This is a genomic window from Streptomyces spinosisporus, assembly GCF_022698145.1.
GTDB lineage: Bacteria > Actinomycetota > Actinomycetes > Streptomycetales > Streptomycetaceae > Streptomyces > Streptomyces spinosisporus.
Window position 1 is genome coordinate 82,540 of sequence record NZ_JALDAX010000021.1, and the last position, 19,248, is coordinate 101,787.

The 19,248-nt window shown below is 71.3% G+C and carries 15 protein-coding genes; 9 read left to right on the plus strand and 6 right to left on the minus strand.

Going from position 1 to position 19,248, the window contains the following annotated elements:
- Nucleotides 1–2: 2 nt before the first annotated feature.
- Nucleotides 3–1,232: a LolA family protein gene (locus tag MQN93_RS37470; RefSeq protein ID WP_016437660.1), complete on the minus strand. Its 1,230-nt coding sequence runs from the start codon at nucleotides 1,230–1,232 to the stop codon at nucleotides 3–5.
- 248 nt (nucleotides 1,233–1,480) lie between these two features.
- On the minus strand, nucleotides 1,481–2,491 hold the full coding sequence (locus MQN93_RS37475) for a polyprenyl synthetase family protein (RefSeq protein ID WP_016437659.1): 1,011 nt from the start codon (nucleotides 2,489–2,491) through the stop codon (nucleotides 1,481–1,483).
- 769 nt (nucleotides 2,492–3,260) lie between these two features.
- Between MQN93_RS37475 and MQN93_RS37480 the strand changes: the two genes are divergently transcribed.
- Entirely contained in the window at nucleotides 3,261–3,743 is a 483-nt protein-coding gene (locus tag MQN93_RS37480) for a transglycosylase SLT domain-containing protein (RefSeq protein ID WP_016437658.1), read from the plus strand.
- Here the strand turns inward: MQN93_RS37480 and MQN93_RS37485 are convergent.
- From MQN93_RS37485 to MQN93_RS37495, 3 genes are all read right to left on the minus strand, one after another.
- Nucleotides 3,737–4,585 carry a Cof-type HAD-IIB family hydrolase gene (locus MQN93_RS37485; protein WP_016437657.1) on the minus strand — a complete coding sequence of 283 codons (849 nt, stop codon included), beginning with the start codon at nucleotides 4,583–4,585 and terminating at the stop codon, nucleotides 3,737–3,739. The genes MQN93_RS37480 and MQN93_RS37485 overlap by 7 nt on opposite strands.
- A 121-nt stretch (nucleotides 4,586–4,706) precedes the next feature.
- The gene (locus tag MQN93_RS37490) at nucleotides 4,707–5,909 is read right to left on the minus strand and encodes an FAD-dependent oxidoreductase (protein WP_242713002.1); all 1,203 of its coding nucleotides are present in this window, start codon (nucleotides 5,907–5,909) and stop codon (nucleotides 4,707–4,709) included.
- A gap of 68 nt (nucleotides 5,910–5,977) precedes the next feature.
- Nucleotides 5,978–7,246 carry a carboxylate--amine ligase gene (locus MQN93_RS37495; RefSeq protein WP_242713003.1) on the minus strand — a complete coding sequence of 423 codons (1,269 nt, stop codon included), beginning with the start codon at nucleotides 7,244–7,246 and terminating at the stop codon, nucleotides 5,978–5,980.
- Nucleotides 7,247–7,464: 218 nt separating this feature from the next.
- On the opposite strand from MQN93_RS37495, the gene fahA reads away from it, so the two are divergent.
- The 8 genes from fahA to MQN93_RS37535 all read left to right on the plus strand — a co-directional run bounded on the left by fahA (nucleotide 7,465) and on the right by MQN93_RS37535 (nucleotide 16,920).
- On the plus strand, nucleotides 7,465–8,685 hold the full coding sequence (gene fahA / locus MQN93_RS37500; RefSeq protein ID WP_242713004.1) for a fumarylacetoacetase: 1,221 nt from the start codon (nucleotides 7,465–7,467) through the stop codon (nucleotides 8,683–8,685).
- Nucleotides 8,686–8,929: 244 nt separating this feature from the next.
- Nucleotides 8,930–9,871 (plus strand): M56 family metallopeptidase, encoded by a 942-nt coding sequence (locus MQN93_RS37505; protein ID WP_016437653.1) that lies wholly within the window; start codon nucleotides 8,930–8,932, stop codon nucleotides 9,869–9,871.
- Nucleotides 9,872–10,047: 176 nt separating this feature from the next.
- Nucleotides 10,048–10,836, plus strand: coding sequence for a GntR family transcriptional regulator (locus MQN93_RS37510; RefSeq protein ID WP_242713005.1), 789 nt, complete (start codon nucleotides 10,048–10,050; stop codon nucleotides 10,834–10,836).
- A gap of 54 nt (nucleotides 10,837–10,890) precedes the next feature.
- Nucleotides 10,891–11,118 (plus strand): 4Fe-4S dicluster domain-containing protein, encoded by a 228-nt coding sequence (locus tag MQN93_RS37515; protein ID WP_016437651.1) that lies wholly within the window; start codon nucleotides 10,891–10,893, stop codon nucleotides 11,116–11,118.
- A 16-nt stretch (nucleotides 11,119–11,134) separates the two neighbouring features.
- Complete coding sequence (locus tag MQN93_RS37520) at nucleotides 11,135–12,478, plus strand: ABC transporter substrate-binding protein (RefSeq protein WP_242713006.1); 1,344 nt, start codon at nucleotides 11,135–11,137, stop codon at nucleotides 12,476–12,478.
- Nucleotides 12,475–13,353, plus strand: a complete 879-nt coding sequence (locus tag MQN93_RS37525; RefSeq protein WP_242713007.1) for an ABC transporter permease — start codon at nucleotides 12,475–12,477, stop codon at nucleotides 13,351–13,353. The genes MQN93_RS37520 and MQN93_RS37525 overlap by 4 nt, the downstream gene beginning before the upstream one ends.
- Nucleotides 13,337–14,104: an ABC transporter ATP-binding protein gene (locus MQN93_RS37530; RefSeq protein WP_242713008.1), complete on the plus strand. Its 768-nt coding sequence runs from the start codon at nucleotides 13,337–13,339 to the stop codon at nucleotides 14,102–14,104. Before MQN93_RS37525 ends, MQN93_RS37530 begins: the two co-directional genes overlap by 17 nt.
- Nucleotides 14,105–14,133: 29 nt before the next feature.
- Nucleotides 14,134–16,920: a fumarate reductase/succinate dehydrogenase flavoprotein subunit gene (locus tag MQN93_RS37535; protein WP_242713009.1), complete on the plus strand. Its 2,787-nt coding sequence runs from the start codon at nucleotides 14,134–14,136 to the stop codon at nucleotides 16,918–16,920.
- 198 nt (nucleotides 16,921–17,118) lie between these two features.
- Here MQN93_RS37535 and recQ read toward each other — a convergent pair whose 3' ends face one another.
- A complete protein-coding gene (gene recQ, locus MQN93_RS37540; protein WP_242713045.1) occupies nucleotides 17,119–19,128 on the minus strand; it encodes a DNA helicase RecQ in 2,010 nt (669 codons plus the stop codon).
- Between the last annotated feature and the right edge of the window lie 120 nt (nucleotides 19,129–19,248).

Genomic DNA, 19,248 nt, shown 5'->3' on the forward strand with positions numbered 1-19,248 from the left:
TCCTACTTGGCCGCGTCGGCGGCCTTCACCAGCGCGTCCTTGCTCACCGCGCCGACGTAGACCTTGCCGTCGTCGGTGATCAGGGCGTTGATCAGGCGGGTCTTGAAGACCGTGCCCGAGCCGAACTTGCCCGAGACCTTGTCGCCGAGCGAGTCCAGGAAGCCGCCGAACTGGCCGGCCTCGGAGCCGGACGGCATGCCCTGGCCGCCGGTGTCGAAGGTGGCGATGGAGTTCCAGCCGCTGCCGAGGACCTTCATCCCGTCGGACCCCTTGGCGCCCTTCGCGAAGTCCTCGCCGGACCTCGGCGCCTTGTCGTCGCCCTTGAGGTCGTCGCCCTTGAGCCCGTGCCCGTCCTTGCCGTCCTCGGTGACCTTCGCGCCCTTGGGCGGGGTGAAGTCGAAGGTCGAGGCGCTCGGCTTGGCGAAGCTGACCTTGGTGAAGCCGGCGTCGACCACGGCCGCGCCGCCGCTCGACGGCGTCAGCGTGAACTTCAGCGGCATCCCGGTCTTGGCGTCCACGGCCACGGTGATCTGGCCGACGGTCGACCCGGACTGCTTCGGTTTCACGACCAGCCGGTACGCGTCACGGCCCGCGACCTGGGCGGTGCCCTGCACGCTCACGGAGGTCGTGTCGTCGACCGACTTCAGGGCCTCCTCGGCGAAGTCCTTGGGCGTGGCCGGGACGTCCTGCTTCTTGTGCGCGTCCGCGCTGTCGGCGGCGGTGGAGTGGTAGACCTCGTTCGACCGGCTGTCGTAGCCCCAGATGTCCTTGCCGTTGTGGATGAGGCTGTACTCCGCCGCATCCTGAAGCAGCGACACCTTCTGCCGGTCCGGGCCGTCGGAGGCGACGCGCAGGGTGTGCGTGCCGGTGGCGAGTTCGGTGAGCTTGGAGCTCGGGTCGGCGGACGAGTCGTCGCCCGACCTGGTGGCTCCGGACATCAGGCTGCTCTCCAGACCGCCGAGGTCCGGCAGGCCCAGGTCCGTGCTGATCTTGACCGTGCCGGACAGCTGCTGGACGTCCGACTTGGCGATCTTGTCGATGAGCTGCTGCGCGCTGATCTTCGGCAGATCGGGGTCACCGGAGTCGGCGAGGGCCGGGACGAGCCCGATGGTCGCCGCCGCCACCCCCACCACCGCGACCGGGACCACATACCGCGCGGCCTTGCGCCGGCCCGCGCGGAGGTCGTCGGCCTCCTCGGCGGTCGTGCTCTCGTCGGATTCGTACGGTGCCATGTGTGCGCTACCTCCGTCGTCGGCGGCGGCTGTCCAACTCATGTGCGTGGGTTGTCCACCCCGAGCCGCCATTCTCACCCGAATCGGTGAGGAGTGGTGATTTCCGTGGTTTCCATCTCACCAAATCGGCCAGGAAGAAGCGTCAGACCGGGGATCCAACTCCATGTACACCTGGGGTATGACGCGGGAGGGTGGCGTCTCCCCCGACCCGTAGGGGTCACAGGGGAGGAACGCCGCCCGTCATGGGCTCATCCGGCCCGGTGCACCACCGCGTCGCACATCTCCATCAGCGCTGCCTTGGCGTCGCACTCCCGCAGCGGCGCGAGGGCCGCACGGGCGTCCTCGGCGTAGCGCACGGTGTCGCGCCGGGCCTGCTCCAGGGCGGGGTGGGCGCGCAGGCCGGCCAGCGCCTGGGCGTGCCGGGCGTCGTCGCTCAGGTCGGAGTCCAGCAGGTCGCGCAGGGCGATGTCCTCGGCAAGGCCCAGCCGCGCCGCCCGCTCCCGCAGGCGCAGCACGGGAAGGGTGGGGATGCCCTCGCGCAGGTCGGTGCCCGGTGTCTTGCCGGACTCGTGCGAGTCGGAGGCGATGTCCAGCACGTCGTCGGCCAGCTGGAAGGCGACCCCCAGCCGCTCGCCGTACTGCGTCAGCACGTCCACGACCGTCTCGTCGGCGCCCGACATCATCGCGCCGAAGCGGCAGGACACCGCCACCAGCGAACCCGTCTTGCCGCCGAGCACGTCCAGGTAGTGATCGACCGGGTCGCGGCCGTCCTGCGGGCCGGCCGTCTCCAGGATCTGCCCGGTGACCAGGCGCTCGAACGCCTCGGCCTGCACCCGGACCGCCTCGGGCCCGAGGTCGGCCAGAATGTGCGAGGCGCGCGCGAACAGGAAGTCGCCGGTGAGGACCGCGACCGAGTTGCCCCAGCGCGTGTTGGCACTGTCCACACCGCGCCGCACCGCGGCCTCGTCCATCACGTCGTCGTGGTACAGCGTCGCCAGATGGGTCAGCTCCACCACCACGGCCGACGGCACCACACCGGGGGCGTAGGGATCGCCGAACTGCGCGGCGAGCATCACGAGCAGCGGGCGGAACCGCTTGCCGCCGGCGCGCACCAGGTGCTGGGCGGCCTCCGTGATGAAGGGGACCTCGCTCTTGGTGGCTTCGAGCAAACCTTCCTCGACGGCCGCCAATCCGGCCTGGACATCGGCTTCCAGAGCCTGGTCCCGCACGCTCAGCCCGAACGGCCCGACGACGGTCACGAGGGGTCTCCTGTCTGCTGGTGTCTACTGGCGGTTACGCGTTTTGTCGATAGGTCGCTGCCATCACTCAAGTCAGCGTATCCGGTCACCTTTCGATCACCCATGCCGCCCACCGGTCCAGCACGGGCGGTATCGGATCACGACCGTTATGTATGTGATCACCTGATAAGAGCGGATATCCATGGACGTGTCCACCCGGGAGGGCGCTCATGGCGCTCGCCACCTTCCGGCGCAGGCGTCCACCGGGACAACGACGGGCACCACGGAGGAGGTTCCGCCCCAGTGGTGGGCATATCCGCGAAGTCCCGCCTGGTTGAACATGAGTTGAGCTCATTGCCCGATTTGCCGCGCTTGCGGAAGCCCGTGAGTTGGGTCACTTCCGACCGCCGGCCGACGACCCTCCCACAAATGTCGACTTTCCAGTGCCCGTACGCCAGTTGAGGATTGGCAGCCGCAAAGGATCAAGCGCCCCATAAGCACCAGACCAAGGTCAATAGGCGCGATCTGTGAATCCGACACTTGTTCCGGACATGTGCTCTCGCATACGTTCCCGGCCTGTCGGGCGGACGCCGAATCCTGCCGCCGCCCGGAGACCACCCATCGACGAACTCACTCGCACGGCAGGAGCGGGGGAACCAGGTAAGCCGCCGGACCCGGCACCGCACCGGGACGGCCAGGGGTGAAGCCGCGTCGCCGCAGGGCGGCACGGCCGGGCAGCTCCAGCCCGAACCCGACAGCTCACCTCGCAGGCGCCGGAGAGGAATCCCCCATGTCCGCTGCCGCTCAGCACCGACGCCCCAAGCGCTCCCGTCTCGCCCGCAAGCTCGCCGTCGCGGGCACCGGTGCCGCCGTGCTCGCGCTTCCGCTCATCGGCGCCACCAGCGCCTCCGCGGCCACGCCGACCACGCTCACCGCGACCTCCATGGGCTACGCCGACAACCTCGACGGCTGGATCCGGGCCTCGCTGCAGGTCATGGCGCAGAACGGGATACCCGGGTCGTACGACGGCATCTACCGCAACATCATCCGTGAGTCCTCCGGCAACCCCGCCGCCATCAACAACTGGGACTCCAACGCCGTCGCCGGCACGCCCTCCAAGGGCCTGCTGCAGGTCATCGACCCGACCTTCCTCGCCTACCACGTGCCCGGCACGGCGATGAACCCCTACGACCCGGTAGCGAACATCACGGCCGCCTGCAAGTACGCGGCCGCGCGCTACGGCTCGATCGACAACGTCTTCGGCGCCTACTGAGGCTCCCTCAGCAGCTCCCTGCGGCGGTCCGGCTCGCCGCTGAACAGTCGCTCGAGGACGACGGCGATGCCGTCGTCCTCGTTCGACAGGGTGATCTCGTCGGCCACCGCCTTGAGTTCGGGATGGGCGTTGGCCATGGCGACGCCGTGGGCGGCCCAGTCGAACATCGGGATGTCGTTGGGCATGTCGCCGAACGCGATCGTCCGCTCCGGCCCCAGTCCCAGATGCGCGGCGGCCAGGGCGAGGCCCGTCGCCTTGGTGATGCCGCATGGCTGGAGTTCGACGGTCCCGGGCCCCGACATGGTGACGGTGGCCAGCGAACCGACCACCGAACGCGCCGTCGCCGCCAACTCGTCGTCCGACAGCGAGGAATGGCGCAGCAGCACCTTGCTGATGGGCGCGCACCACAGGTCGTCGCGCCGGTCGACCCGCACGGCCGGCAGCGTGGGATGCGGCATCAGATAGCCCGGCTCGATGAGGGTGAGCCCCTCCACACCGTCCTGGTCCACGGCCGCGTACACCTGGCCGACCTCCGCCTCGATCTTGCCGAGGGCGGTCTCGGCCAGCTCCCGGTCCAGCGTGACGGACCACAGCAGACGGTCCGCGCCGGCGTCGTAGACCTGCGCGCCCTGTCCGCACACCGCGAGCCCCGTGCTCCCCAGGTCGTCGAGAAGCGGCCGCACCCGCGGGGCCGGCCGGCCCGTCACCACCAGGTGCCGGGCGCCGGCCTCCGCCACCCGCGCGAGCGCGGCGAGGGACCGGTCGGACAACGTGTCGTCGCCTCGGAGCAGCGTGCCGTCCAGGTCGGTGGCGACGAGTGCATATGCGGTGGGTGCGGCCATGATCAGAGAATACGGACCCGACGGGCCACCGACTCATCGTGAACCGGACGACCGACGAGCCCACTCGGGCACCTGTGCAACTCCCCTGCCCCTGTGGGCTCTTGGCCACCTGCCGCCCTCTCTATCCGTGCGCCGCCGCCAAGTGCCGGGCCAGCCGCGGCGAGGCGAACTCCGAACCGCACACGAAGCGCATCAGCGGGCCGTAGGAGGACGCCGCCGGCAGGCCCGTGAAGTACAGGCCCGGGACCGAGGAGACATACCCCGCGCCCAGCTTGGGGGCGCCGCGGCTCACCGCCAGACGCGTCCGCAGTTCATGGCCGAGGAAGTCCATCGCCGCGAGGTCCACGCGGTATCCGGTCGCCGCGATCACATGGTCGGCGGACAGGCTCTGGGTGCGGCCCGCGAGGGTGCGCACGGTCAGCGTGGGGCTGCCGTCGGCCGCGTCCACCCGCACGATCCGGTCGACCTCGCTGACCTGCACCTTCCCCTCGAAGCGCTCACGCAGCCACCAGGCGCCGAGCGGGCCGAGGACCCGGCGCACCAGATAGTGGCGGATCTCGGCCGGGAGATGGCGGTAGGGGTGGGGGTAGTAGCTGAGGGCCCACAGGGACCAGGCGCGGCCGAAGGGCGACTCGGGGCGCAGCTTCGGCTGCTTCCACGGCGGTGAGCCGAAGGCGACCTTGCCGCGGCCGCGGGCCACCACCCTGACCCGCGCGCCGGCCTCCGCCGCCAGCGCCGCCGTCTCCAGGGCGGACTGGCCCGCGCCGACGACGATCAGTTCCTTGCCGGCGTGGCGGGTGAGGTCGTGCTCCTGGGAGCTGTGGGAGACCGGGCTGGTCGGGTCCGGTCCGTCCGGTACGGCCGCGGCCAGTTCGGCGGGCACATGCGCGAAGCCCGACAGGCCGGTCGCCACGACGACCGCGCGGGCGGTGAACAACTCACCCGAGTCCAGCTTCAGTTCGAAGCCGCCACCCTGGTGCCGGTCCACCGACACCACCCGCACCTGCTCCAGTTCGGGCACGAGTTTGGTGCGGAACCACTCGCCGTAGGCGATGAAGGTCTCGATCGGGACGAGGTCTTCGTCGGTCACCAGCCGCCTGATGCCGGCGTCGTCGCAGTAGTCGACGAGGTTGTGGCCCTGCTGCGGGGCGTCGATGTTGGAGGCGACCGGGGTCGACTTCAGGAGCATGCCCGCGGGCATGTGGTCGCGCCAGCTGACCATGGGGTCGCCGAAGACGCGCACCGGGATGCCGCGTGCCTTCAGATGAGCGGCGGTCGACAGGCCGAACGGCCCGGCGCCGATGACTGCAACCGGTTGAATCACGAAGTCCCTCCCCAGGACGTCACTTCGTCACTTCGCGTCCGGCTCGCACAGCTGGTCCGGTCTGCCGGTCAGTTGCTCGAACTGGTGGCGCTGCCGCGGCGGTTGGTCCGCCACAGCTGATACAGGTGCTTCGCGCCCGGCCGCACGAAGCGCGCGAGCATCGTGAGGAACGGCAGCGGGTCGTCACCCGCGAGCCAGGCCAGCTCCGTCCCGCTCGGGCGCGCCGGGGCGTGCGGCGTCGTATAGCCGCTGCGGCGGTAGGCGAGCAGGGCGGGCAGGTCGATGTTCTCCACGATGTACCGATGACCGGCCCGCTGTTCCCCCTCCGGAACGGGGCGTCCGGTCAGATCCAGATGCATGGCGCGGACGACGTCCACCCCCGACTCGTTCTCGAAGAGCCGGAACTGGGCGCCCATGCGCGGATTGAAGTCGAGGAGCTTGTACTGTCCGTCGCGCCGGTCGAAGCGCAGGTCTAGGTCGATGATGCCGGTGAAGCCGATCTGCTTGATGAAACGTGCGGCGAGGTCGGCGAGTTCCGGGTTGTCGACGACGTACGCGTTCGCCGTCATGCCGGCGTGCGGCGGCCAGGAGCGCACCTTCACGCCGGTGAACATGGCGAGCGGTGTGGAGTCCTGGTCGAAGTAGGCGTGCACGATCCAGTCCTCGGCCTCCTCCCTGGGCAGATATTCCTGGAGGATCACTCCGGGGTGCTCGCCCCAGTCGCGGGCCAGCCGCAGCAGGCCCTCGCGGGTGGCGATCCTCGTCGTACCGTTCACCGCCGGCTGCTTGCGCCGCAAGAACGCCTCGCGGTTCTTGGCCACCACCGGGAAGCGGGCCTTCTCGGCGAAGACCGCGATGTCGTCGTAGGACTGCGGGAAGGCGGCCGTCGGGCTCGGGATGCCGTGCTCCGCACACAGTTCGTGCAGGCCCTGCTTGCTGGCGAGGCGCCGCGGCAGGGCGCGCTCGACGCGCGGGAAGAGGAAACGGCCGGACAGTTCGTCCTGGTGCTCGGCGATCAGGACGGCCGCCTCCTCGTCGGTGGGGACGAGGACGGTGGGACGGCCGATGCGCCGCCCGATCCGCAGCAGCCCCTCCACCAGGTGGTCCGGGTGCTCCATGCCGGTGGTCGGCCAGACGAAGGCCTTCTTGAGATAGCGGGAGGAGGCGGCGGGGGTGTAGGGGTCCTCGGTGATCGCGTACATCGGCACGCCGAGCCGTCCGAGGCTGCGGATGGCGCCGACGCCGCCGTGGTGCAGCGGATAGTCACCGAACTTGACGATCAGGCCCGGAACGTCACGGTCGGCCTCGCACGGCACACTGCTGGTGCTCCTGGCCACGGGTCCCCCCACGTGTCCCCCCTACGGACCGGACCCACCCCGTCCGTGTCCCCCAAAGGACGCTAAGCCGGAATTGGGGGCTCCGACAAGGAAAATCCGGACATTGCAAACTCTTTAGGCACTGCCCAAGACCGGTGACTCAGCCGTAACGTGTGGCGCGGCCACATGACGGCCCGTGACAGAACGCTCGCGACCTGGTGAGAGTGAGGCAGCACCCCATGCCCCCCTTCGACGTCCCCGAGGGCGACCCCTTCGGACCGCACAACCTTCCCTACGGCGTGTTCTCGCCCCCCGGTTCGACCCGTCCGGCCGAGCGGAGGGTCGGCGTCCGGCTCGGTGACCATGTCCTCGACGCGGGCGGCGCGGCGATGGCGCTCGGCTCGCCGTACGCCTCCCTGCTCGCGCACCCCTCGCTCAACCCGCTGCTCGCCGCGGGCCGCACCGCCTGGTCGGACGTGCGGCGCGCGCTGACGGCGTGGGTCACGGTGCCGGCGCACCAGGAGGCGATCGCGCCCTTCCTGCACCCGCTGTCCTCGGTCACGCTCCACCTCCCCTTCGAGGTCGCGGACTACGTCGACTTCTACGCGTCCGAGCACCACGCCCGCAACGTCGGACAGATCTTCCGCCCGGACGCGGCCGACTCGCTCACACCGAACTGGAAGCACCTGCCGATCGGCTACCACGGGCGCGCCGGCACGGTCGTGGTGTCGGACACGGACGTCGTACGGCCCTCCGGGCAGCGCAAGGCCCCGGCCGACGCGGCACCCGTCTTCGGGCCGTCCGTCCGCCTGGACATCGAGGCCGAGGTCGGCTTCGTGGTCGGCCTGCCCTCGCGGCAGGGGACACCGGTGGCGCTCGGCGACTTCCGCGACCACGTCTTCGGGCTGTGCCTGCTCAACGACTGGTCCGCACGCGACATCCAGGCCTGGGAGTACGTCCCCCTCGGCCCGTTCCTCGGCAAGTCCTTCGCGACCTCCGTCTCGGCGTGGATCACCCCGCTGGACGCACTGGAGGACGCGCGCGTGGCGCCCCCGGAGCGCACCCATGAGCTGCTGCCCTACCTGGACGACAGCCAGGACGAGCCCGGCGGCTACGACCTGCGCATCTCCGTCGCCCTCAACGGCCAAGTCATCTCCGAGCCGCCCTTCTCCGGCATGTACTGGACGGCCGCGCAGCAGCTCGCCCACATGACGGTGAACGGCGCCTCTCTGCGCACCGGCGACCTCTACGCCTCGGGCACGGTCAGCGGCCCGGAGCTCTCCCAGCGCGGCTCACTCCTGGAACTGACCTGGAACGGCCGCGACCCCCTGGAACTCCCCGACGGCAAGCGGGCGTTCCTGGAGGACGGCGACGTGGTGACCCTCTCGGGCTGGGCGCCGGGGCCGGACGGGGTGCGGGTGGGGCTGGGTGAGGTGAGGGGGCGGATCGTGGGGGGTTGAGGGGAGGGTGCAGTGAGGGGGGCGGGGGTGCGCTGCGCGCGGGCGTGAGCGGGGCGAGGGTGCGCCGGGCGTGACAAGCGCGTTGGGGTGGGCGGGAGTTGCAGGGCGTGACGGGGGTCGCACGGGACGTACGGGGTGGTCGTCGTCCCCTGACTCCCGCGCCGTTCGCCGTCATACTGGCGTCCGGCGCCCTGTGCGCCGAGCCGCACCGCCCTTCCTCCGACCGAGATCCGGAGACCGTGGCATGACCGTCGTCCTGCTCCTGCTGAGCTTCGTCGCCCTGATGGCCGCCGTGCCCGTTCCGCGTGCGCTGGTGCGGGCGGCGTGGCCGGAACGCGAGCCCGTGGTCGCGTTGTGGGTGTGGCAGTGCCTGGTCGCCACCGTTCTGCTCTGCTGTCTGACGGCGCTCGTGCTCGGTGCGGCCGCCGTCTTCCACACCTTCCGCGACCATGTCTTCGCCCCGGCACCCCCGGCCGTGACCGCCGCCTACGACCTCACCGCCGCCCCGGCCTGGGCCGCCGCCCTCACCCTGCTGCTGGCCTGCGGCGCCGCCTGGACGACGGCGATGCTCGCCCGCGAACTCGTCGAGGCGCGCCGGCGCCGCGGCCGGACCCGGGCGCACCTGCGCGAACGCGCCCCGGAACTGCCCGCCGGACTGGAGCAGGCGGCGCGCGGCCCGCTGCTGGTCCTGGAGGACGAGTACCCGGACGCCTGGTGGATGCCCGGCCATCCGCCCCAGCTGGTCGTCACCACGGGTGCGCTGCACCGCCTCACCGACCACCAGCTCGACGCCGTCCTCACCCATGAGCGCGACCACGCCCGCGCCCACCACGACTGGCTGCTGCATCTGTCGAGCGCCCTGGCCACGGGCTTTCCCCGGGTGCCGCTGTTCGCCCACTTCTGCGAGCAGACGCACCGGCTGGTGGAGCTGGCCGCGGACGACACGGCCTCGCGCCGCTGCGGCCACCTGACCACCGCGCTCGCGCTGATCGAGCTGAACCAGCACCGGGGCGTGCTGTCCTGCGCCTCCAGCCACCGGCTCCTGGGCGAGCGGGTGGACCGTCTGCTCCAGCCCCCGCCGCGGCTCGGCCGCCGGCACCGGGCCCTGACGTCGACGGTCGCCGCGCTGGTGCCCCTGCTGCCGCTGCTGATCACTTTCGCGCCGGGCCTGAACGCTTTGAGCTGAGCGATCCTGCGGCCGTAGAACCGAGGGTGTGGCGCCCGGGGCGTGGTGCCGAAGTTGTGGCAGATCTTACATCCGCATCACTGTTTCCCCAGGTCAGAGCCTTGTCTGACACCACGGCAAGTGGCGCAACACCGCTGCAACACTCCGTTCCCTACCAACTCGGTATGGTTCAAAACATGCCACCCAGCGACCGCATCCGAGACCACGCCGGCCAGGGCGCGACCACCGTCGCCGCCCACCGCGCGCGGCGCCGGCTGCGTGCCGACCAGGCCCGGCAGCTCGCCGATCTGCTCCGCCACCAGCTCCTGGCCGGCGGCTTCCCGGACGGCACGCTCCCCCACGAGACGACCCTCGCCACGGACTACCGCGCGACCCGCAACACCGTCCGTCAGGCCCTGGACCTGCTCCGGGCCGAAGGCCTCGTGGACCGCCTGCCCGGCGTCGGCACGGTGGTCGTCGCCCGGAAGTACCCGCACGGCCTCGACTGTCTGATGGGCCTCGCCGAGACCCTGCGCGAACACGGCCGGGTCACCAACGAGGTCCGCACCATGGGCCCCGCCCCCGCACCCGCCCCGGTCGCCGAGCGGCTGCAGGTCAAGCCCGGCACGGACGTCCTCTACATCGAACGCCTGCGCCGCCTGGGCGGCCTCCCCCTCTCCCTCGACCTCACCTACATCCCGCTCGACCTCGGCACCGCCCTGCTCGGCGCCGACCTGGAGAACACCGACGTCTTCCGCCTTTTGGAGACGATCACCGGGCAGCGCCTGGGCCACGCCGCGATCACCCTGGAGGCGGTCAACGCGGACACCCACTCCGCCGCCGTGCTCGAAGCCCCGCACGGCGCGGCCGTCCTCATGCTGGAACGCCTCACCCATCTCGCCGACGGCCGCCCCGTCGACCTGGAGTTCATCCGCTTCCGCGGCGACCGCATCACGATGAGCGGCCTCCTGCACCGCTCCGCCTGACACCACCTCTTTTCACCGAGCGACCCCTCGAGTTCGACCTCCCTGGAGACAGCCATGCCTTTGGCGCCCCAGCGGGCCGACGTGCCCGTGACCATCGACGAGTCGAAGTGCATCGACGGCTGCACGCTCTGCGTGGACATGTGCCCGCTGGACTCCCTCGCCATCGACGACAGCAGCGGCAAGGCCTATATGCACGTCGACGAGTGCTGGTACTGCGGCCCGTGCGCGGCCCGCTGTCCCACCGGAGCCGTGACGGTCAACATGCCCTACCTGCTCCGGTGAGAGGTCCCGAACTCCCATGAAACGCAAAGCGATCGCCGCATCCGCCGCCGTCCTCCTGCTGCCCCTGTCCGCCTGCGGCGGCAGTGCCGAGGCGGGCGACGGCAAGACGGTCACCATCACCGTCGGCTACCAGTCCAAGACCATCAACACGGTCACCGCAGGCACCCTGCTGCGCTCCCTCGGCTACTTCGAGAAGAACCTCAACGCCCTCCACGACGGCCACATCTACAAGGTCGACTGGCAGGACTACGCCACCGGCGCCCCCATCACCGCCCAGATGACCGCCGGGAAGATCGACATCGGTTCGATGGGCGACTTCCCGCTGCTCATCAACGCGGCCCGGGGCAAGCAGCTGAACAAGCCCACCCGCCTCGTCTCCGTCACCGGCTACAACCTCCGCGGCGGCCTCAACACCGTCGTCACCTCCCCCGGCTCCAAGCTGTCCACCCTCACCGACCTCAAGGGCAAGAAGATCTCCACGAGCGTCGGCTCCGCCGCCGACGGCACGCTCGTACGGGCCCTGCAGCGGGCCGGCATCGACCCCGAGAAGGGCATCGAGAAGCTCAACCAGCAGCCCGCCGTGGGCGCTTCGGCCCTCTCCGCGGGCAGCGCGGACGCACTGTCGCAGTTCGTCGCCTGGCCCGGCCTGCTCGCCTACCAGGGCCGGGCGAAGGCCCTGTACGACGGTGCCCAGCTGAACCTCCCCACCTTCCACGGCGTCACCGCCCGCGAGGACTTCGCGCAGCGACGACCGGCCGTACTGGAGGCCTTCCTCAAGGCCCAGGCCGAGGCCACCGACTATCTCGACACCCATCCCGTCGCCGCCGCCGAGAAGGTCGCGAAGGCCACCGAACTCCCCGCCGAGGTCGTCTACCTCTACAACGGCGCCCACGGCATCTCCACCTTCGACCCGGCGATCAAGCCGCAGCTCGTCTCCGCGCTGAAGAAGGACGTCTCGGTCCTGAAGGCCGAGAAGCTGACCGGCGACATCGACGTGGACTCCTTCGTCGACGACCAGTACGTCAAGAAGGCACTCGGCGCCGACTACGCCACGCATCTCGCCTCCGCCCCACCGACGGCCGCCGGCGAGGTGTGGCCCAAGGGCGCCGAGAAGACGACTGAGTTCAAGTCCGCCACCGATCTGCTGCGTTACGTCGCCGGACACAAGGACGGCATCCGCGCGGCCTATGTCCCCGACGCCACCACCGGCACCCTCTGGTTCGCCGACAAGGCGGTCTGGGTGGCCGACGGCGACCGGCTCCTGCCCTTCGTCGCACCGGCGACCGCGAAGGCGTACGCCGCCGCGCACGGCGGTGCCCGCGTCATCACGTACGCCGACGCTCTGCGGCGGGCGTCATGACCCGGCGGCCGCTTGCACGCCATGCGCTCCGGGCCCTCTCCCTGGCCGCCGCCCTCGGCCTGTGGCAGCTGCTGACCAGCCTGAACGTCGACCTGTGGCTGCGCTTCTCGCAGTTCCCCACCGTCACCGACGTGGCCCGCACCTTCGCCGACCGGCTGTCCGGCCCCGACTACTGGACGGACCTCACCGACAGCCTGACCCGCATCCTCACCGGCTTCGTGCTCGCCGCCGTACTGGGAGTGGCGGCGGGCGTGCTCGTGGCGAGCTCCCGTCTCGCCGAGGACCTGCTCGGCCCGGTCCTCGAAGTCGTCCGCCCGATCCCCGCGATCGCCCTGGTCCCGGTCGCCATCCTGCTGTTCCCCTCCAACGAACAGGGCATCGTCTTCATCACCTTCACCGCCGCCTTCTTCCCGGTCCTGGTCTCCACCCGGCACGCGGTCCGCGCCCTGACCCCGGTGTGGGAGGAGGCGGTCCGCACGATGGGCGGCGGACGGTGGCGCGTCCTCGGCTCGGTCGTCCTGCCGGGCGCGCTGCCCGGCATCTTCGGCGGCCTGTCGGTCGGCATCGGCGTCTCGTGGATCTGTGTCATCTCCGCCGAGATGATCTCCGGCCAGTACGGCGTCGGCTACCGCACCTGGCAGGACTACACCGTCGTCAACTACGCCGGTGTCCTCGTCGGCATGGTCACCATCGGCGTGCTCGGCTGGGTCACCTCCACGGCGGTGGAACTCCTCGGCCGCCGTCTGACCCGCTGGCTGCCGCGCACCTCCTACGTCCCCGCCGCCCGGCCCGTACGGCGCGTGCGTGACACCGGGGCCGCAGCGCCGGCGACGTCCACGACCAAGGAGGAGGCACCCCATGACCAGCTCGTCTGACGTCCGCCCGGCCTCCCGCACCGGGGCGGGGCTCTCGCTGCACGGCGCCGTCCTCGGGCGGCCCGGCGCGCCGGTGCTCGACGCGGTGGACCTGGACGTGGCCCCCGGCGAGATCCTCACCGTCGTCGGCCCCTCCGGATGCGGCAAGTCGACCCTGCTGCGCACACTCGCCGGACTGCTGTCCCCCCTCGCAGGCACAGCCGGCCAGGACGGAAACCCGCTGACGGGTCCCTCCGCCGACCGCGCACTGATCTTCCAGGAGGACGCGCTCCTGCCCTGGCGCACCCTGCGCACCAACGTCGAACTTCCCCTCGCCATCCGTGGGTTGCCCCGCTCCGAACGCCGCGCCCAGGCCGAGTCCTGGCTCGACCGGGTCGGACTCACCGACCACGCACGGCAGTTGCCGCACCGCGTCTCCGGCGGACAGCGCCAGCGCGCCCAGCTGGCCAGGGCGCTCGCCGGAGCTCCCCGCGCCGTCCTCATGGACGAACCCTTCGGCGCCCTCGACGCCCAGACCCGCGCAGGCATGCAGGACCTGCTCGTGGAGGTCCTGCACGGCACCGGCGCGACCGTCGTCTTCGTCACCCACGACGTGGACGAGGCCCTCTTCCTCGGCGACCGCGTGGCGCTCCTCGGCAACGGCCGGCTCACCGCCGTACGCGACGTGCCGCGCCCGCGCGACCGTACGGCGCACGACGATCCCGCGCGCGTGGCGCTGCGGCGCGACGTCCTCTCCTCGCTCGGTACCTGAAAGGCACCCCGGAACCGAAGGGCACCCCGGTGACCACCCCCGTGAACACCCCCCTGCAGATCCCCGCGCTCACCGACGCCGAGGAGATCCGCTGCGACGTCCTCGTCGTCGGCGGTGGCACCGCCGGCACCATGGCCGCGCTGACCGCCGCCGAGCACGGCGCGAACGTGCTCCTCCTGGAGAAGGCTCACGTCCGCCACTCCGGCGCGCTCGCCATGGGCATGGACGGCGTCAACAACGCGGTGATCCCCGGCCGCGCCGAGCCCGACGACTACGTCGCCGAGATCACCCGCGCCAACGACGGCATCGTCGACCAGTCCACCGTCCGCCAGACCGCCACCCGCGGCTTCGCCATGGTGCAGCGCCTGGAGTCGTACGGCGTGAAGTTCGAGAAGGACGAGCACGGCGACTACGCGGTCCGCCAGGTGCACCGCTCCGGCTCCTATGTGCTGCCGATGCCGGAGGGCAAGGACGTCAAGAAGGTGCTGTACCGGCAGCTGCGGCGGCGCGAGATGCGCGAGCGGATCCGCATCGAGAACCGCGTGATGCCGGTACGGGTGCTGACCGCCGGGGGGCGGGCGGTGGGAGCGGCCGGCTTCAACACCCGCACGGGGGCGTTCGTGACGGTACGCGCGGGCGCCGTGATCCTCGCGACCGGCGCCTGCGGCCGCCTCGGCCTGCCTGCCTCCGGCTACCTGTACGGCACGTACGAGAACCCGACCAACGCGGGCGACGGCTACGCGATGGCGTACCACGCGGGCGCCGAGCTCACCGGCATCGAGTGCTTCCAGATCAACCCGCTGATCAAGGACTACAACGGCCCCGCCTGCGCCTACGTCGCCAATCCCTTCGGCGGCTACCAGGTCAACCGGCACGGCGAACGCTTCGTCGACTCCGACTACTGGTCGGGCCAGATGATGGCCGAGTTCGCGGCGGAGGTCGCGAGCGACCGCGGCCCGGTGTATCTGAAGCTGAGCCATCTGCCGGAGGAGTCGGTCTCCGCGCTGGAGTCGATCCTCCACTCGACCGAGCGCCCCACCCGCGGCACCTTCCACGCGGGCCGCGGCCACGACTACCGCACGCACGACGTCGAGATGCACATCTCCGAGATCGGCCTGTGCGGCGGCCACTCCGCCTCCGGCGTCCGGGTCGACGACCACGCCCGGACGACCGTCCCCGGTCTCTACGCCGCCGGCGACCTCGCGTGCGTGCCGCACAACTACATGATCGGCGCCTTCGTCTTCGGCGACCTGGCGGGGGCGGACGCCTCCCAGTACCAGCCCTACGAGGGCGAGTTGCCGAAGGAGCAGCTGCGCGCGGCGCACGAGCTGATCTACCGCCCGCTGCGCAACCCGGACGGGCCGCCGCAGCCCCAAGTCGAGTACAAACTGCGCCGCTTCGTGAACGACTACGTGGCCCCGCCGAAGTCGGGCGCCCGGCTGTCCCTGGCCCTGGAGGCCTTCGAACGGATGCACGACGACATCGCGCGGATGGGCGCGCGCACCCCGCACGAGCTGATGCGCTGCGCCGAGGTCTCCTTCATCCGGGACTGCGCCGAGATGGCCGCGCGTGCCTCCCTGGCCCGCACCGAGTCCCGCTGGGGCCTCTACCACGACCGCCTCGACCATCCCCGTCGCGACGACGCCTCCTGGTTCCACCACCTCGATCTGCACAAGTCCCCCTCCGGATCGATGGAGTTCACGGCTCGTCCCGTGGCTCCGTACCTCGTTCCCGTCGACGAGTTCACTCCCGTCGGCGGCCCTTCCCGTCACCTCGGCGAGGTCCACGCCGAGGACGTCGCCACCGCCGGCCCGCGCGACGCGGCCCCGGTGGCGTCCGGGACACAGAGCACGACGCCGGTCGCGGCCGGTGCCGCGCGCACCGAACCCTCCCTCCCGGACCCCGGCCAGGCCTCGACCCGTCTCCTGGAGCTCGTCGCCCTCGCCGAGGAGGAACCCGAACTCACCGCCCTGCAGCCCTACTTGACCGACCCGGCGCCCGCCGTCCGCCGCGAGGCCGTCGCCGTCCTCACCGAGACGGTGCCGCCGGGCACGGGTCCCGCCCTCGCCGAGGTCCTGCGCGACAGCGCCGCCGAGGTGCGGGCCGCGGCCGCCGCGTCTCTGCGCGAACTGGTCGAGACCCTGCCCGCGGAACCCGCCCTGCGCGACGGCCTCGCCACCGCCCTCACCGAGCAGGACCCCGTCGTCCGCGCCGCCTCGCTCGACGCTCTGCGTGCGCTGCGCCTGGGTGACGCAGCGCTGTTCACCGGAGCGCTGACGGACTCGGACATCCCCGTCCGCATCGAGGCCGTCCGCGCCCTCGTCTCCGTGGACGCCGCCGCGGAACTGGCCCGGGCCGCCACCACCGATCCGTCCCGCGAGGTCCGCGTCACCGTCGCCAAGGCCCTGGCGACGGTGTGGGCGGACCGGGCCGGCGACCCGGACGACCTCGATGTCGTACTCACCGCCCTGGCCGACCTCACGGGCGACCCCGACGCCCTGGTCCGGGGCGCCGCCTACGGAGCGCTGGGCACCACCGGCTGCCCACCACCCCTCGCCGCACGCGCCGTGGCCGCCCTGTCCGACGCCGCCTGGCAGGTGAGGTCGGGCGCCGCGACCGCTCTCTCCACCGCCGCCCCGGACATCGCCGTCCCGGCCCTGGCCAAGTCCCTCGCCGACCCGAACGCCGACGTACGCAAGGCAGCAGTCCTCGCCCTCACCCACCACACCGACACCCACGCCGCCCGAGCCGCCCTCGCCACAGCCACATCAGACCCGGACGCAGATGTCCGGGCGTACGCAACACGGGCCCTGTGAGGACGCTTTTCGGGGCGGGCGGGGGACGGTGACGATGTCGGCCACTACAGGCAGGTGACCGTGACGCCGCCCTCTACGACGGGTCGGGCCCTGTCACGCCCTAGGTGCGGGCAAGCCGTGTGACGCTCTCGGCTGCGGGCTGGCCCCGGGACGCGCCCTCCCCCGCGGACCGGCGTCCCCACGGCACCGGCCCGCCCCCTATATCCAGTCCTCCGGCTCCGGCTCCGCGTCCATCTCGGGCCAGTGGTCGTCGGAGCTCGCGGTGGCATCCGCTGCCGGCCTCGCCGCAGGGATATCCGCAGGAGCTGCCCCGCCCCCCGCACCAGGTGGCCCGCCCAACTCAGCCAGCACCGCCAGCACCCCCTCCCCGTACGTAGCCAGCTTCTTCTCCCCCACTCCGCCGATCCCCCCGAGCTCGCGCACCGACGTCGGCCAGGTGGTGGCGATCTCGCGGAGGGTGGCGTCGTGGAAGATGACGTAGGCCGGGACCCCCTGTTCCCGGGCCTGTTCCGCGCGCCAGGCGCGCAGCGCTTCGAACGCGGGCTGCAGTTCCTCGGGCAGCTCGGCCGCGGCGGCCTTGGCCTTGCGCTCGCCCCTGCCGGAAGACGCCGACCGCGAGGTCACCGGCTTCTTCGGCTCCTTGCGCAGCGGCACCTCCCGCTCGCGCCGCAGCACCGATCCGCTGGCCTCGGTCAGCACAAGCGTGCCGTACTCCCCCTCGACCGCGAGCAGCCCCTGTGCCAGCAACTGCCGTACGGTGCCCCGCCATTCGCCCTCGGTGAGCTCCTCGCCGATACCGAACACGGACAGCTGGTCGTGGTCGAACTGGATCACCTTGGCCGTGCGCCGCCCGAGCAGGATGTCGACGATCTGCACCGCACCGAACTTCTGCCCCCGCTCACGCTGCAGCCGCACCACCGTCGACAGCACCTTCTGCGCGGCGACCGTGCCGTCCCAGGTCTCCGGTGTGGTCAGGCAGGTGTCGCAGTTGCCGCAGCCCGCGGGATCGGGGTCCTGGCCGAAGTAGGCGAGAAGCTGACCGCGGCGGCACTGGACCGTCTCGCACAGCGCCAGCATCGAGTCCAGGTGGGCGGCGGCCCGGCGCCGGAACGCCTCGTCCCCCTCGCCGGTCTGGATCAGCTTGCGCTGCTGTATGACGTCGTTGAGGCCGTATGCCATCCAGGCCGTGGAGGGCAGTCCGTCCCGCCCCGCGCGACCCGTCTCCTGGTAGTACCCCTCGACGGACTTCGGCAGGTCGAGGTGGGCGACGAAGCGCACGTCCGGTTTGTCGATGCCCATGCCGAAGGCGATGGTCGCGACCACGACCAGCCCCTCCTCGCGCAGGAACCGGGACTGGTGCGCCGCGCGCGTGCCCGCGTCCAGGCCCGCGTGGTACGGCACCGCCTCGATGCCGTTGCGGCTGAGGAACTCGGCCGTCGCCTCGACGGACTTGCGCGAGAGGCAGTACACGATGCCCGCGTCGCCCTTGTGCTCCTCGCGCAGGAAGGTCAGCAGCTGCTTCTTGGGGTCGGCCTTGGGCACGATGCGGTACTGGATGTTGGGACGGTCGAAGCTCGCCACGAAGTGCCGGGCCGTCGGCATGTTCAGACGCTGGGTGATCTCCTGGTGCGTCGCACGCGTGGCGGTCGCCGTGAGCGCGACCCGGGGGACGTCCGGCCAGCGCTCACCGAGCAGGGACAGGGCGAGATAGTCGGGACGGAAGTCGTGGCCCCACTGGGAGACACAGTGCGCCTCGTCGATCGCGAAGAGCGAGATCTTGCCGCGGGAGAGCAGTTCGAGCGTCGAGTCGAGCCGCAGCCGCTCCGGCGCCAGATACAGCAGGTCCAGCTCCCCGGCGAGGAACTCGGCCTCGACCACGCGTCGCTCGTCGAAGTCCTGCGTGGAGTTCATGAACCCGGCCCGCACGCCGAGCGCTCGCAGCGCGTCCACCTGGTCCTGCATCAGCGCGATGAGCGGGGACACCACAATGCCCGTACCGGGTCTGACCAGGGCCGGGATCTGGTAGCACAGCGACTTTCCGCCGCCGGTCGGCATGAGCACCACGGCGTCGCCGCCGGCCACCACATGCTCGATGACCGCTTCCTGCTCGCCGCGGAAGGTCTCGTAGCCGAAGACCCGGTGCAGCGTGGCCAACGCCTCGCTCTCGGTCACCCCTGGCATCTCGCTGATACCGCCCGTCCCACCCATCGTCGTGCCCCCCGTACGTCGTCCCTCGACCACTGCCTCCACGATAGGGGCCCGCACCGACAGCCCCGGAGTTATCCACAGGCCCCGGCACAGCAGTGAGCCCCGGTTCCCGTCGAGAAC